The sequence below is a fragment of the Shewanella sp. UCD-KL21 genome (assembly GCF_001957135.1).
Taxonomy (GTDB): Bacteria; Pseudomonadota; Gammaproteobacteria; order Enterobacterales; family Shewanellaceae; genus Shewanella.
Genome location: NZ_MPHK01000004.1, coordinates 1 through 14,512 on the forward strand (window position 1 = coordinate 1; position 14,512 = coordinate 14,512).

Annotated in this window: 11 protein-coding genes and 1 rRNA gene; 1 reads left to right on the forward strand and 11 read right to left on the reverse strand. The window is 43.6% G+C overall.

What is annotated here, in order from left to right; all coding sequences use genetic code 11:
* From BM739_RS04860 to BM739_RS04870, 3 genes are all read right to left on the reverse strand, one after another.
* Positions 1-162 (reverse strand): 16S ribosomal RNA (locus tag BM739_RS04860); the annotation flags it as partial.
* 642 nt (positions 163-804) lie between these two features.
* Positions 805-3,525: a preprotein translocase subunit SecA gene (secA, locus tag BM739_RS04865; RefSeq protein WP_076537961.1), complete on the reverse strand. Its 2,721-nt coding sequence runs from the start codon at positions 3,523-3,525 to the stop codon at positions 805-807.
* 58 nt (positions 3,526-3,583) lie between these two features.
* Positions 3,584-4,483 (reverse strand): M23 family metallopeptidase, encoded by a 900-nt coding sequence (locus tag BM739_RS04870; RefSeq protein ID WP_076537963.1) that lies wholly within the window; start codon positions 4,481-4,483, stop codon positions 3,584-3,586.
* Positions 4,484-4,510: 27 nt separating this feature from the next.
* Here BM739_RS04870 and BM739_RS04875 point away from each other — a divergent pair, with 27 nt between their 5' ends.
* Positions 4,511-4,963 carry a DUF721 domain-containing protein gene (locus BM739_RS04875; protein ID WP_076537966.1) on the forward strand — a complete coding sequence of 151 codons (453 nt, stop codon included), beginning with the start codon at positions 4,511-4,513 and terminating at the stop codon, positions 4,961-4,963.
* A gap of 4 nt (positions 4,964-4,967) precedes the next feature.
* On the opposite strand, the gene lpxC is transcribed toward BM739_RS04875, so the two are convergent.
* The 8 genes from lpxC to murD form a co-directional block, all read right to left on the reverse strand.
* On the reverse strand, positions 4,968-5,888 hold the full coding sequence (gene lpxC, locus BM739_RS04880; protein ID WP_076537968.1) for a UDP-3-O-acyl-N-acetylglucosamine deacetylase: 921 nt from the start codon (positions 5,886-5,888) through the stop codon (positions 4,968-4,970).
* A 210-nt stretch (positions 5,889-6,098) separates the two neighbouring features.
* The gene (gene ftsZ, locus BM739_RS04885) at positions 6,099-7,277 is read right to left on the reverse strand and encodes a cell division protein FtsZ (RefSeq protein WP_076537971.1); all 1,179 of its coding nucleotides are present in this window, start codon (positions 7,275-7,277) and stop codon (positions 6,099-6,101) included.
* 26 nt (positions 7,278-7,303) lie between these two features.
* A complete protein-coding gene (gene ftsA / locus BM739_RS04890; protein WP_076537973.1) occupies positions 7,304-8,539 on the reverse strand; it encodes a cell division protein FtsA in 1,236 nt (411 codons plus the stop codon).
* Positions 8,539-9,267: a cell division protein FtsQ/DivIB gene (locus BM739_RS04895; RefSeq protein ID WP_076538400.1), complete on the reverse strand. Its 729-nt coding sequence runs from the start codon at positions 9,265-9,267 to the stop codon at positions 8,539-8,541. The genes ftsA and BM739_RS04895 overlap by 1 nt, the downstream gene beginning before the upstream one ends.
* A 152-nt stretch (positions 9,268-9,419) precedes the next feature.
* Positions 9,420-10,886, reverse strand: coding sequence for a UDP-N-acetylmuramate--L-alanine ligase (gene murC / locus BM739_RS04900; RefSeq protein ID WP_076537975.1), 1,467 nt, complete (start codon positions 10,884-10,886; stop codon positions 9,420-9,422).
* 1 nt (position 10,887) lies between these two features.
* Positions 10,888-11,976, reverse strand: a complete 1,089-nt coding sequence (gene murG / locus BM739_RS04905) for an undecaprenyldiphospho-muramoylpentapeptide beta-N-acetylglucosaminyltransferase (RefSeq protein ID WP_076538403.1) — start codon at positions 11,974-11,976, stop codon at positions 10,888-10,890.
* Between the two features lie 8 nt (positions 11,977-11,984).
* Positions 11,985-13,199 carry a cell division protein FtsW gene (ftsW, locus tag BM739_RS04910; protein ID WP_076537977.1) on the reverse strand — a complete coding sequence of 405 codons (1,215 nt, stop codon included), beginning with the start codon at positions 13,197-13,199 and terminating at the stop codon, positions 11,985-11,987.
* Positions 13,186-14,511 carry a UDP-N-acetylmuramoyl-L-alanine--D-glutamate ligase gene (gene murD / locus BM739_RS04915; protein ID WP_076537979.1) on the reverse strand — a complete coding sequence of 442 codons (1,326 nt, stop codon included), beginning with the start codon at positions 14,509-14,511 and terminating at the stop codon, positions 13,186-13,188. The genes ftsW and murD overlap by 14 nt, the downstream gene beginning before the upstream one ends.
* Position 14,512 lies beyond the last annotated feature (1 nt).

Genomic DNA, 14,512 nt, shown 5'->3' on the forward strand with positions numbered 1-14,512 from the left:
TTTCCAACTGTTATCCCCCTCGACTGGGCAGATCCCTAGGCATTACTCACCCGTCCGCCGCTCGTCAGCAAATTAGCAAGCTAATTCCTGTTACCGCTCGACTTGCATGTGTTAGGCCTGCCGCCAGCGTTCAATCTGAGCCATGATCAAACTCTTCAATTAAAGTTTTGTTGAAACATCCACTCTTATAAATAAAAGCTTCGTTTCGGCTCAATGAATTCTGATTTCGATTTAAAGACTCGGAAGAATCTCTAAAACGTTTGTTACATATTGCTATGAACACTCATCGTTACATTGAGTAATAATTTTGATTGCTACATTCTTTACGAGAAAGAATGGCAATTTCGATTAACTCAACACCTGTGAGTGTCCACACAGATTACTTGATAAATTGTTAAAGAGCGTGGAATCAATTTTTCAGACTCCGCCGTTAGACGCTAGGTCGTTGGCTTGGGATGCGTATTCTACGCAATTCCTTTTTCGCGTCAAGTCATTTTTAAACTTATTTAAAAACAATTTTCAGCGTCACTTTACAGTGAACTGATTTGGCGAGTAACCCATGCTAGTGCGTGGTTTGCCGTGTCAGTGGATGCGCATTATAGGCAGATTCTGATTTGGTGCAAGGGCTTTTTAAAAGTTTTTCGCATTTTTTGCGATCTTTTTTATTAATCACATGTTACCCAGCTTTTACCCCCAGTGTTATCCACAAAATCACTTGAGGCGACTGTTTTTTATACTATTTATTAGGCACAAAAAAGGCAGCTAAAAATAGCTGCCTTTTAAATTATTAAATATTGCGGTGTGTTAGGTCAGTTTACCGTGACACTGCTTGTACTTCTTACCCGAGCCGCAAGGACAAGGATCGTTACGGCCAACTTTCTCACCGTCTCTGATCACTGTTCTTGGCGCTGCTGCTTCAGCTTCTTTATTCTCTGTTAGCGATTCTGATGCTGCATGCTGATATTCACGTTGAACCTTAGCTTCTTCGTCACGACGACGCTGCTCCATATCATCAACATCTGATTGTGCTTGAACTTGTACTTTAGACAGTACGCTGATGACATCGTGTTTTAGTGACTCCAACATTTGTTGGAATAACTCAAACGATTCACGCTTATACTCTTGCTTTGGATTCTTTTGCGCGTAACCACGTAAATGAATACCTTGGCGCAAGTGATCCATTGCTGCTAAGTGTTCTTTCCACAGACCATCTAGTGTTTGTAGCATGACTGCTTTTTCGAACTGACGTAGCACTTGCTCACCGACCATCTGTTCTTTAGCTTTATATGCTTCGCTCCAGCTCGATACAATACGCTCACGTAAAGTTTCTTCGTGAAGGTCATCTTCTTTATCTAACCACTGTTGAATGGTTAGCTGCAGACCAAACTCTTGGGCAAGACGCTGCTCTAGACCTGGTACGTCCCACAACTCTTCTACAGACTGCTGTGGAATATATTGATCAATCACACCACTAACGACATCTTGTTCGATATTTGAAATGGTATCTTCAATGCTTTCTGCGTCCATTAACTCATTACGCTGAGAATAAACAACTTGGCGTTGATCGTTAGCGACATCATCATATTCAAGTAATTGCTTACGAATATCGAAGTTACGTGCTTCTACTTTACGTTGGGCGTTTTCAATTGCACGTGATACCCAAGGATGTTCGATGGCTTCGCCTTCTTCCATACCCAGTTTTTTCATCATGCCTGAGACTTTTTCAGATGCGAAGATACGCATTAAGCTATCTTCCATTGAAAGATAGAAGCGTGACGAACCCGCATCACCTTGACGACCAGAACGACCACGAAGCTGATTATCGATACGACGAGACTCGTGACGCTCAGTGCCTAAGATGTGTAAACCACCCGAGGCAATAACAGCATCATGACGTACTTGCCATTCAGCTTTAATGCGTGCGATTTGATCTTCAGTTGGATCCTTTAATGCATCAACTTCAACTTTCCAGTTTCCGCCCAACACGATATCAGTACCACGACCGGCCATGTTAGTTGCAATAGTGACGGCGCCAGCGCTACCCGCTTGAGCAACAATGTCTGCTTCTTTTTCATGGAACTTGGCGTTCAAAACTGAATGTGGGATCTTAGCTTGCTTTAATAAGGTCGCTAATAATTCAGATTGCTCGATTGATACCGTACCCACAAGTACAGGCTGACCACGTTCGCGACAACCTTTAATGTCTTCGATTATGGCGTTGTACTTTTCAGTGGCCGTTAGATACACCAAATCAGGCATATCATTACGTACCATTGGCTTATTGGTTGGTACCACGACGGTATCAAGTCCATAAATGTGTTGGAACTCGAATGCTTCAGTATCAGCGGTACCTGTCATCCCAGCTAGCTTCTCATATTGACGGAAGTAGTTTTGGAATGTGATTGACGCTAATGTTTGGTTTTCATTTTGAATGTTGACAGCTTCTTTCGCTTCAACAGCTTGATGTAAACCTTCTGACCAGCGACGACCTGGCATGGTACGGCCAGTATGTTCATCAACGATAATGACTTCACCGTCTTGAACAATGTAATCAACATCACGCTCAAATAAGGTATGGGCTCTTAATGCAGCGTTAACGTGGTGTAGTAATGAGATGTTGGCTGCAGAATACAGTGAGTCACCTTCATTCAGCACACCTAGCTCAACTAATAGTAATTCAACTTTTTCTTGGCCACGCTCTGTAAAATGAACTTGTTTGGCTTTTTCGTCGATACTGAAATCACCTTCACCAATCTCATCTTCGGTATCTTCTTTTTCTTGAACGATAAGGTTCGGGATTAGGGTGTTTACTTTGATATATAGCTCAGAGCTATTTTCTGCTGCACCAGAGATAATCAATGGTGTACGCGCTTCATCAATTAAGATCGAATCAACTTCATCAATCAGTGCGTAGTGCAGCGGACGTTGAACTCGCTCTTGAGGAGAGAACGCCATGTTGTCACGCAGGTAATCGAAACCAAACTCGTTGTTAGTACCGTAGGTAATATCAGAGTTATAGGCTTGTTTTTTTTCTGCTTGACCAAGGCCTGCCACGTTAATACCAACGCTAAGCCCTAGGAATTCAAATAATGGACGGTTATTTTCCGCATCACGACGTGCAAGGTAATCATTCACCGTAATGACGTGGACGCCTTTACCGGTAATACCATTTAAATATGCTGGCAGAGTTGCGGTTAAGGTTTTACCTTCACCGGTTCTCATTTCAGCGATGCGGTTACTATCAAGTACCATACCACCGAGTAATTGCACATCGAAGTGGCGCATTTCGAAAACACGTTTAGATGCTTCACGCACTGTGGCAAATACTTCTGCCATAAGCGCATCTAAGGTTTCACCATTTTCAATACGCTGACGGAACTCGTCTGTTTTTGCTTTTAGTTGTTCATCTGTCAGCTTTTCATATTCAGCTTCTAATGCGTTTATTTTAGTTACAACTTTACCTAAACCTTTCAAGGTACGGTCGTTACGACTGCCGAATACTTTTGTCAGTAATTTGCCTAACATCTTAATCACTTATCTCTTGTAGGTTGAGCTCAAATGAGCGACTTAACCGAAAATGTTATTAACTCGCTTTGCGATAGACGAACTTTCTTGGATCTATTTGCTGTCCGTTTCGCAAAACTTCGTAATGCACGTGGGGACCAGTTGAACGGCCTGTGCTTCCCATACTGGCAATTTTATCGCCTTTGGCAACGACGTCACCTAGGTTTACTGACATAGATTTGTTGTGTCCATAGCGGGTTCGAAGACCATTTCCATGATCAATTTCGACTAACCCACCATATCCAAGCATATTTCCAGACCACGTTACTACACCTGCAGCAGTTGCAATAACATCGCCGCCTTCAGTGCCCGCAAAATCAATACCTTTATGCATTGTTCTACGACCATTAAAAGGGTCATTCCGTAAACCGTAGGGCGAAGATAACCAACCTTTTACGATTGGCCGCCCTGATATATAACGTTCTTCATCTATATGGAGATTAGTTGACACTGTTTCAAGTAGAGACAGCTGAACATTATTATTATCAATTCTTGATACCAACTGGGTCATATCATTTAACAGTTGGTTTATTTCCACGCCTGTGCCTATTTCACTCAATCCTCCGACACCCACTTCTGTGGCAAAGTCGAATTGATCTTCGAGTAAATTATTTTCAGCAACTTGCTGACCGAGGGCTTCGAGGCGGGTAATCTTTGCTTGCATAGAGGCGACATGAGTCACCAATGTGGCTAATTGGGTTTCTGTTGCTTTTTTGAGGCTAATGACTTGCTGCTTTTGTTGCTCGCGCAACTTTTTATTTTCATCAACTTTGGTTTGTTGCTCAGCAAAACGATCGGCACTTTGTTGATAGATGCCGGTTCCCGCTACAACTAATAGGATAGGTAGAAGTAACCAACGCTTGCTAGGATGCCAGCGAGTTACTCCGTTTCGACCTTGGATAAAAACTGTTACACTCATAGCCTAACTCAGCCATCTTATTATCATATGAAAAAGCCCCCGCAAGATCTCAGTAGCTTACTACATCAATCTGGACAATTACCGGCATTGGCTGAAAAAGCAGAACTATTAAATCAACTTAATAATTACGTAAAGCAGAGTTTAACAGGTCCTGTTGTTGAACAGCTTAAAGTCGCTAATCTTCGTCAGGGTGTTCTTGTAATTGAAACTACATCGGCTGCTTGGGCTGCTAGAATAAATTTCCAAAAGACCAAATTACTGCAACAACTTAAGGAAGAAACCCTTCCAATGCTTACCGCTATAGAGGTTAAAGTTAACCCAGGGTTAGCAATATCACCAAGCAAAACCTCAACTAATTACGCAACCATTAGCCCTGTCGCGGCAGAACATTTACAAACTTTGGCAGATCATGTTGAAGGGTCACTAGGTGAAAAACTAAAACGGCTGGCTGCATTGGCCAGCCGTAATAGGCAATCTTAACTATTTATGCGAAAGACGCAGCGCCGGGTACCATAAAGCTTAACGGCACATCGACTTCATTTTCAAAGCTGACTAACTCCCACGCTTCTTGTTGGGCTAATAAAGCTCTAACCAATTGGTTATTTAAAGCATGACCCGTTTTATACGCACAGAACTCACCAACAATGGCATGCCCTGCGACATATAAATCACCAAAAGCATCAAGAATTTTGTGCTTAACAAATTCGTCCTCATAACGCAGACCATCAGGGTTAAGGACACGATATTCATCAAGCACGACGGCATTTTCCATGCTGCCACCCAGCGCTAAGTTATTGGCTCGAAGATATTCAATATCTCGCATAAAGCCAAATGTTCTTGCACGGCTGATATCTTTCACAAATGCAGATGTTGAAAAATCCATAACCATATGCTGTTGACTACGAGAGATTTCTGGGTGATTAAAGTCGATTTTAAAATCCACTCTAAAGCCTTTAAAAGGCTTTAACTCTGCCCATTTATCGCCATCTTCAACACGCACAGTTTTATTGATTTTGATATATTTTTTAGCGACTGCTTGCTCTTTAATACCTGCACTTTGCAGTAAAAAAACAAACGGACTTGCACTGCCATCCATAATCGGGATTTCAGGAGCATCAACTTCAATAACTGCGTTATCAATGCCAAGGCCTGCAAGTGCTGCAAATAAATGTTCGATAGTTGAAATGCGAACACCTTCATCATTAACTAATGCCGTACACATAGTTGTTTCACGCACCAGATGAGCCTTAGCAGGAATTTCCACTGCTGGGCTTAAATCTGTACGACGAAGTACGATACCAGTATTGACAGGTGCGGGCATAATGCACAGAGTGACCTTGTTGCCGGAATGAAGCCCGACACCAGTACTCTTCACCATTTTTTGAACAGTTCTTTGAAAAATCATTCAGTTACCCGTTTTAATCACTTTAAAATAAACATTCATGCGCTATATATACTGAGTTTACCCAGCAAGCTGAGGCGGTATACTACCATAAAATTGCCTTTTCACAAAAAAAGTACCATTTAGTGGTTTTTAATACGCCTCTACTTACACAAGCAACAATTTATCAACATCTTATGCATTCAACATTCTAACTTTACTACCAAACTGTAATTAATCAGCTTGTTTACGTAAAAATGCTGGGATATCTAAATAGTCACCATCTGCACGAGCTGACGGTTGTGCTACTGGTTGCTGAGCAGGCACAGCATTACCTGTTGGCGCAACATAATTTGTCGCCGCAACGTGCTCTTCAACTGGCTCAGCTTTAACTTCAATTGGCGCAGGCTCTGGGCGTGAAACCGGTTTTGTCACTAATTGAATATCAGGCTTTTTCTCAGCACCGATACCAGTAGCAACTACGGTTACACGCAGCTCTTCGCTCATTTCAGGATCAATTACTGCACCAACTACGACGGTTGCGTTATCAGATGCATAAGCTTTAACGTGGTTACCCACGGTTTCTAGCTCTTCAATACTGATATCTAAACCAGCAGTGATATTGACCAATACGCCACGAGCGCCAGCAAGATCAATATCTTCTAGTAATGGACTGGCCACAGCAGCTTCTGCCGCTTCTTCAGCGCGGTCGTCACCAGTTGCAACGCCTGTACCCATCATGGCATTACCCATTTCAGACATAACCGTTTTAACGTCGGCGAAATCCACGTTGATTAAACCTGGGCGAGTAATTAACTCCGCAATACCCTGCACAGCGCCTAGCAATACGTTATTAGCTGCTGCAAATGCATCTAATAGTGATGTACCACGGCCCAATACTTTCAATAACTTTTCGTTAGGGATAGTAATCAATGAATCAACATGCTTTGCCAGCTCTGCAATACCTTGCTCTGCAAATAACATGCGTTTTTTGCCTTCAAATGGAAAAGGCTTTGTGACTACAGCAACGGTTAAGATGCCTTCTTCACGGGCAATTTCAGCCACAACAGGGGCAGCACCAGTTCCGGTACCACCACCCATGCCTGCGGCAATAAAGATCATGTCAGATCCTTTAATTGCTGCGCGAATGTTTTCTTTGTCTTCTTCTGCCGCTTGACGACCGACATCAGGGTTTGCTCCAGCACCTAGACCTTTGGTGACATCACGCCCCAATTGAATAGTTGAACCAGCACCTGACTTACGTAATGCCTGAGCATCCGTGTTAGTTACGATAAACTCAACACCTTCGATGCTGTGTTTTACCATATGTTCGACTGCGTTACCGCCGCCACCACCGACGCCGATGACTTTAATCACCGCTTCGTCGTTATGAGTGTCCATGATCTCAAACATAGTCTGATCTCCGTTTGTCTGCGTTATTAAAATTCACCCTTAAACCAGCTTTTGACCCGATTCAAAAGACTGGTAACCCCTTGACGTTCAGGGCGTTCGAACTGACGTTCGATTACGCGTCTGGCGCCGTAATGAAGCAAACCTATTCCTGTAGCGTAAATAGGTTGATCTACATATTCATTTAATCCTTTAACTGGTAGTGGTGATGCAACCCTTACTGGCATGCCAAATGTTGCTTCTGCAATATCCACGGCGCCGGTAATCATTGATGTACCGCCTGTTAACACGATCCCGGCAGCAATTTGATCTTCTAAACCACTGTCAGTTAATTCTTTAAGCACTAATTCAAATAGCTCTTGGTACCTTGGCTCGACAACCTCTGCTAACGTATGACGTGACATACTGCGGGAAGGTCTGCCACCTACTGATGGTACTTCAATGCTATCTTCACGACTGACCATAGCGCTTCTGGCACTGGCAAACTGTACTTTGATTTGCTCTGCATGGGTCAGCGGCGTTCTAAATATTTTAGCTATATCACTACTAACTTGATTACCTGCGACTGATATCACAGCGCAATGCCTTAGTGCGCCATTGGTGTAAACGGCAATATCTGTGGTGCCACCACCGATATCTACAATACACACACCTAAATCTTTTTCATCATTGGTCAGCACTGAGTCCGCTGATGCAATACCTGCAAACACCAAGTCATCAACGGTTAGGCCGCAGCGCTCAACGCTCTTAGTAATATTTTTCGCCATGTCGTTAGCGCAAGTGACGATGTGCGCTTTGGCTTCCATTCGCATACCCGACATACCAATTGGGCTTTTTATCCCGTCTTGAACGTCAATTGAGTATTCCTGTGGTAACACATGCAAAATTCTTCGCTCGGTCGGGATCTTCACCGAACGAGCGGTATGGATGACATTGTCCACATCTTCTTGGGTAACTTCTTCGTCATTAATTGACACCATGCCGTTTTCGTTTTGGCAGGCGATATGTTTACCTGAAATACTTAAATACACTGATGATACTTGGCAATCTGCCATCAATTCAGCTTGGTCTAATGCACGTTGTACACTTCTAACAATCGAATCCAGATCATTTACGCCGCCCTTGTCCATACCACGAGAAGGGTGATTACCTAAACCAACCACGCTTATCTCGCCATCTGGCAATACTTCACCAATGATAACTGCGACCTTAGATGTACCGATATCTAAGCCTACGATAAGATTTCTTTCCTGATTCTTGGTCATTAATGTCGACTCTCTGTTTTAGTATCATCCCAGCCAACCGCGACACCTGTGTCATAGCGCAAATCAATTGTCGCTATTGGCTTTTTATTTTGTATTATTTCAGGGTAAACATTTATAAATCTTTGTATTCTCGACATCTTATCTTCTCGACCTAACTCAAGAAGAATGCCGTTATCTAATGTTGCATGCCAAGCATGGCGTGGGCTTAAACTTAAACTTGCTAAGGTAAAGCCATTAATACTTAATAAATCTGCTAATTGCTGATAGCTAGTTAACACTTCAGCTGACATATCCTCAGGACCTGACAGCATGGGCAAGGCATTAATCATGGGATGGGCTTGGGCTTTAAACGCTTCACCGTCCACATTAAGCCAATCATTACCATTCCAATGCGCTACCGCTTGTTGCTCTTGCAAGTTCACTTTCAACTTAGCTGGCCATTCGCGTCTGACTGAGGCGCGATATACCCAAGGTAAAGCCTCTAAAGCGTGCTGCACTTCAACCACATCGGCACTAAAAAAGCTGCTCTGCATCAAGGCCTGTAGCGCCGCTTGAATATCTGCGTCACTGGTATATAAACGCTCGCCGTGAATTGCTACGGCCTCAATGGGCAAGGCATCTGCATCATTTAGCAGCGTATTTAACTTTAAACTGGCCCAGACAATGGTCATTAACACCATGAGCAAAAACAATAACCCTGTATACAAGTACCAATTGATTTCACTCAAATGGCCTCGCAACTGACGGGCTTTATCACTCCACGCCACGGTTACTGTAACTCCACAATGTACAATGTCACTTTCATTGGCCAATTCACCATTATATCTAGCATACCGATTGTAATAAAGTATCTATTTAACAATCATTTATAGTGCAAAAATCACTCACCATCTTTAGCATCAATTAAATTATCAAAGCCTAAATTGCTACTAGCAAGTAATTTTGACAAGGCGCCGATATTACCTGCACCTTGAGTTAGCAATAAATCACCCTCTTGCAATACGTCAGGCAATACATCGGTTAATAGCTCAGGTGAAGCCACAAATATCGGTTCTACTTGGCCTCTTAAGCGAATAGAGCGACATAAAGCGCGTCCATCAGCGCCTGGAATGACACTTTCGCCTGCGGCATAAACATCGAGCAATAGCAGTCCATCAACCTGTGATAGCACCTCGACAAAGTCATCATATAAATCGCGAGTACGACTATAACGATGGGGCTGATAAGCCATCACTAAGCGTTTATCAGGCCAGCCCGCTCTGACAGCTTTAATGGTTGCCAGTACTTCACTTGGGTGATGACCGTAATCATCAACTAGCATCACCTTGCCGTTAGCAGTGTCAAACTCGCCAAGATGCTGAAAACGTCTGCCAATGCCTTCAAAGTCAGCAAGGGCTGTGACAATCGCTTCATCATCTATTTCATCTTCTGATGCCACTGCAATAGCAGCAAGTGCATTAAGTACATTGTGTTCACCAGGCAGGTTTAACACGATATCTAAATCATCACGGTTTTTACGGCGCACGCTAAATTGGCTTTGATGACCCACTTGCTTAAAGTTAAGCGCCTGTACATCTGCTTGCTCACTGAAACCGTAAGTCACTACCTGACGGCCAACTCTTGGCATAATCTCTTGGATCACTTCATCATCAATACACATCACTGCAACGCCATAAAAGGGCAGATTATGTAAAAAGTCGACAAAGGTTGTTTTCAATTTTTCAAAATCGCCGCCATAGGTATCCATATGATCAGCTTCAATATTGGTAACCACACTCACCATTGGCTGCAAATGCAAAAAGCTCGCATCACTTTCATCAGCTTCAGCAATCAAATAACGACTGGTACCTAAACGCGCATTAGTACCAGCGCTGTTTAATAAGCCGCCAATGACAAATGTCGGATCCCGCTCAGCTTGACCATAAACACTGGCAATTAAGCTCGTGGTAGTGGTTTTACCGTGGGTGCCGGCAATGGCAACACCATGGCGATAACGCATTAACTCAGCAAGCATTTCAGCACGGCGTACAATAGGAATACGGCGCAGCTTCGCTTCAATGATTTCTGGATTCTCGTTATTAATGGCCGTTGACACGACCACCACATCCACATCAACCACGCTTTGCGCCTGATGACCAATAATGATCTTGGCGCCAAAGCTTGCTAACCTTTGTGTCACTGTGTTTTCAGCGATGTCAGAGCCACTGATGTGGTAGCCCTCATTCACTAATACTTCTGCAATTCCACCCATACCAGCACCGCCAATACCGACGAAATGGATTTTCTTAATCCGTCGCATTTCTGGGATCATGGTGCGTAATTGGGCGTACTTTTCTGTCTTGGTCATGTCAATCCTTTCGTGCTAATTCAGCACAAATACTCGCGACTCGTTGGGTTGCATCTAGTACAGCAACACTTCTGGCTTGATGCGCCATCTGTGAAACAACTTGTCGGTTTTCAGCAAATAGGGTTAACTTCTCAGCTAAATTATCTGCATTTAATATGGTTTGCGGTAATAAAAATGCCGCTCCCGCTTCAACTAATACTGAAGCATTTTTGGTTTGGTGATCATCCACAGCATGTGGATAAGGCACCAAGATACTGCCGCGTCCTACGGCTGCCAGCTCTGATACGGTTAATGCACCAGAACGGCAAACAACCACATCTGCCCAGCGATAAGCTGCTTCCATATCATCGATAAACTCAGCCACATTAACGCTAGCAGTTTGACCTTTATCTTGATAAAGCGCTTTTACTTTCGCTTCATTGCCTTTGCCCACCTGATGCCAAACGGTCACCGAATGATGCAGGCTAATATGCGCCACAACAGCAGGCATAACATCGTTAAAAATTTTGGCGCCTAAACTGCCACCCACCACTAATACTTTTAAGGCTTCATCTTCAGCAAATTTGGCGCTTTGCCCTAATTCAAGCAACTCTTGACGAATAGGGTTACCGACCACTTCCGCTTTAACTGCGGGCAAGAATGTATTGGGAAACGCACACAATACTTTGCTGGCAATCTTAGATAACAACTTATTTGTCATCCCTGGAATGGCATTTTGCTCATGTAGCACCAGCGGAATGCCTGATAACTTCGCCGCAACCCCGCCAGGGCCACTGGCAAAGCCACCCATGCCTAAAATAACATCGGGCTTATATTCATTAATAAAGGCTTTCGCTTGAATGATTGAACGCAAAATTTTAAAAGGCGCGGCTAATTTTCGAATAATGCCATTGCCTCGCACCCCTTTGATATCGATAAACTCAATATCAAAGCCATGTTGAGGCACTAACCTTGCCTCCATTCTGTCGGCCGTCCCTAACCAACGAACTTGCCAACCTTTATCTGCTAACGCTTTGGCTACCGCTAATGCAGGGAACACATGTCCACCTGTACCGCCCGCCATTACCAATAATTTCGGTGCGTTGGTCATATTAGGGCTCATTTCTTTACTCTCCCTTGCACCGCTTGAATCAAACTTATTCGCCGTTCATGGTCGATGCGGATCAATAACATCGCTGCCGCTGTCATCACCCACAAACTACTGCCGCCATAACTAATAAAAGGTAACGTCAAGCCTTTAGTCGGTAACATACCGATACTGGCGCCAACGTTAACGACCGTTTGGAAACAAATCCAAATACCAATGCCATAGGCTAAATAACTTTCAAACGGGCGTTGAATACTCAAACATAAATTGCCCAATCGAATGGCTCTAAATGCCACAAAAAACAATACGGTTAATACACAAACAATACCGACAAAACCTAGTTCTTCACCAATCACGGCAAAGATAAAGTCGGTGTGCGCTTCAGGCAGGTAAGATAATTTTTGAATACTATTACCTAAACCTTGACCGAATATGTCACCACGGCCATAAGCCATTAATGACTGAGTTAACTGATATCCGCTACCAAATGGATCTTCCCATGGGTCCAGAAACGAGGTTACCCGCCGCATCCGATAAGGCTCAAAAATAACTAAAAAGATAAATGAGCCAATACCAAAAAACATCAACACTAAAAAGTCTAAAATCCGTGCTCCAGCCAGAAATAACAGACTGACAGTGCAGACAAACAATACCACTACGGTACCTAAATCTGGTTGCGCTAAAATCAGTAGTGCAAATAAGGTAAATACGATAATAGGCTTAATAAAGCCCCTACTGTTTTCCCTTAATTCACCATGACGACGGACTAAATACCCCGCCATGTAAACAATAAACACAAACTTTGCGATTTCAGCCACTTGAATTCGCACCGGTCCAACACTTAACCAGCGGGTTGCGCCATTAACCGTGGTTCCGACAATCAAGACTGCAACCAGCATCAGTAACACCGCCAGCACCAAATACGCGCTGTAACGTTCCCAAGTTTTCATCTCTATATTGAGTACAGCGTAAGCAATCACGCCACAACCCATTAAATACGCCACATGACGATAAATAAAATGAAACGGGTTATCTGTCAGTTTTTGCGCTTCTGGCATTGAGGCAGACATCACCATCACAAAACCAAATGCAATCAAGCCCATTACCGCAACCAATAAACTGCGGTCATACAGGTGCTCACTGGGCCTACTCTCAGACAAGATATTAGGCCAAGGCCGCTTGAGGACTTGCTGGAACAAGCTAAGTTGCTGCTCAGCCCTCGCCATCGGCAATTTGCTCCACTAATTGCTTAAAGTCATTGCCGCGTTCCATAAAGTTTTTGTACATATCAGTACTGGCACAAGCTGGTGACAACAATACGATATCGCCTGAGAATGTTATCTCTACTGCTTTATTAACCGCTGCAGCAAGATCGCTGACCTGAATACTATCAGCCTTTAAAGCTGCGATTTTTGCACCATCTTTACCAAAGGTAATTAATTGAGTAACGTTATTAAGCGACTCGGTCAACTCTTTAAAGTCTGAGCCTTTACCGTCTCCGCCAGCAATCAGCACTAAGTCGCCTAAGTGATCACTTAAGCCATTTAATGCCGCTACAGTTGCACCAATATTAGTCGCCTTAGAGTCATTGATATAGGTAACGCCTTGCTTAATACCTGCCATTTCACAACGATGCTCAAGACCTTTGAAGTTGCTAGCAATCTCAGTCATAAACTCTTTATCAATACCGCAGGCATCGGTTAATGCCATAGCGGCAAGTAAATTGGCGTGATTATGGCTACCGATTAAACTGACTTCATGTAGATTCATGATTTCACTTTCGCCATGGAAAATCTTGCCGTCAGCAATCCCCCAAGCATCTCCTTCAGGTACACCTAAACCAAAGGTATTTTGGTTTGTTGGCTCATCAGGAAATGTCAGTGGATCATCACGATTAAACATCACAAACCGGCTTTGTGGATATAAGCGTAACTTGGCTTCTCTATAAGCATGCAGATCATGATATCTATCCATATGATCTTCACTAATATTGAGGCAGGTTGCCGCCACACAATTTAAGCTAAAAGTGGTTTCCAGCTGAAAGCTAGATAGCTCCAATACAAAAATATCCGCATCGCTTGCCAGTAAATCTAATACTGGAATCCCAATATTGCCGCCAACAGCCACCTTTTTTCCGGCTGCTTTCAATATGTCGTAAACCAAGGTCGTCACCGTGGTTTTACCGTTTGAGCCAGTAATCGCTACCACGCAAGGTGACTTTTCAGCAACCGCGCGAGCAAACAGCTCCACATCGCCAATCACTTCAATGCCCATATCTATCACCGCACGAATTTCCGGCGTATCAAGAGGGATACCGGGGCTAACAATAATTTGCTGCGCCTGCACTAAAGAGCGGCACATAAAGCCACCAGTGATTAACTCAACTTCCGGAAATTCTGTTGCCAGCGTTTCGCTTCCAGGCGGCGTTCGTCGGCTATCCATCACCAATGGGGTAATACCTTGGGACATGAGGTAGCGCACAACAGAAATACCTGTTGCGCCTAATCCCAATACAATGTGCGAATAGCATGTTTGCATG

Excerpts from the sequence above, each read along its gene's own strand:
- secA (WP_076537961.1), bottom strand. The coding sequence starts at position 3,525 with ATGTTAGGCAAATTACTGACAAAAGTATTCGGCAGTCGTAACGACCGT.
- BM739_RS04870 (WP_076537963.1), bottom strand. The coding sequence starts at position 4,483 with ATGAGTGTAACAGTTTTTATCCAAGGTCGAAACGGAGTAACTCGCTGG.
- BM739_RS04875 (WP_076537966.1), top strand. The coding sequence starts at position 4,511 with ATGAAAAAGCCCCCGCAAGATCTCAGTAGCTTACTACATCAATCTGGA.
- lpxC (WP_076537968.1), bottom strand. The coding sequence starts at position 5,888 with ATGATTTTTCAAAGAACTGTTCAAAAAATGGTGAAGAGTACTGGTGTC.
- ftsZ (WP_076537971.1), bottom strand. The coding sequence starts at position 7,277 with ATGTTTGAGATCATGGACACTCATAACGACGAAGCGGTGATTAAAGTC.
- ftsA (WP_076537973.1), bottom strand. The coding sequence starts at position 8,539 with ATGACCAAGAATCAGGAAAGAAATCTTATCGTAGGCTTAGATATCGGT.
- murC (WP_076537975.1), bottom strand. The coding sequence starts at position 10,886 with ATGACCAAGACAGAAAAGTACGCCCAATTACGCACCATGATCCCAGAA.
- murG (WP_076538403.1), bottom strand. The coding sequence starts at position 11,976 with ATGACCAACGCACCGAAATTATTGGTAATGGCGGGCGGTACAGGTGGA.
- ftsW (WP_076537977.1), bottom strand. The coding sequence starts at position 13,199 with ATGGCGAGGGCTGAGCAGCAACTTAGCTTGTTCCAGCAAGTCCTCAAG.
- murD (WP_076537979.1), bottom strand. The coding sequence starts at position 14,511 with ATGCAAACATGCTATTCGCACATTGTATTGGGATTAGGCGCAACAGGT.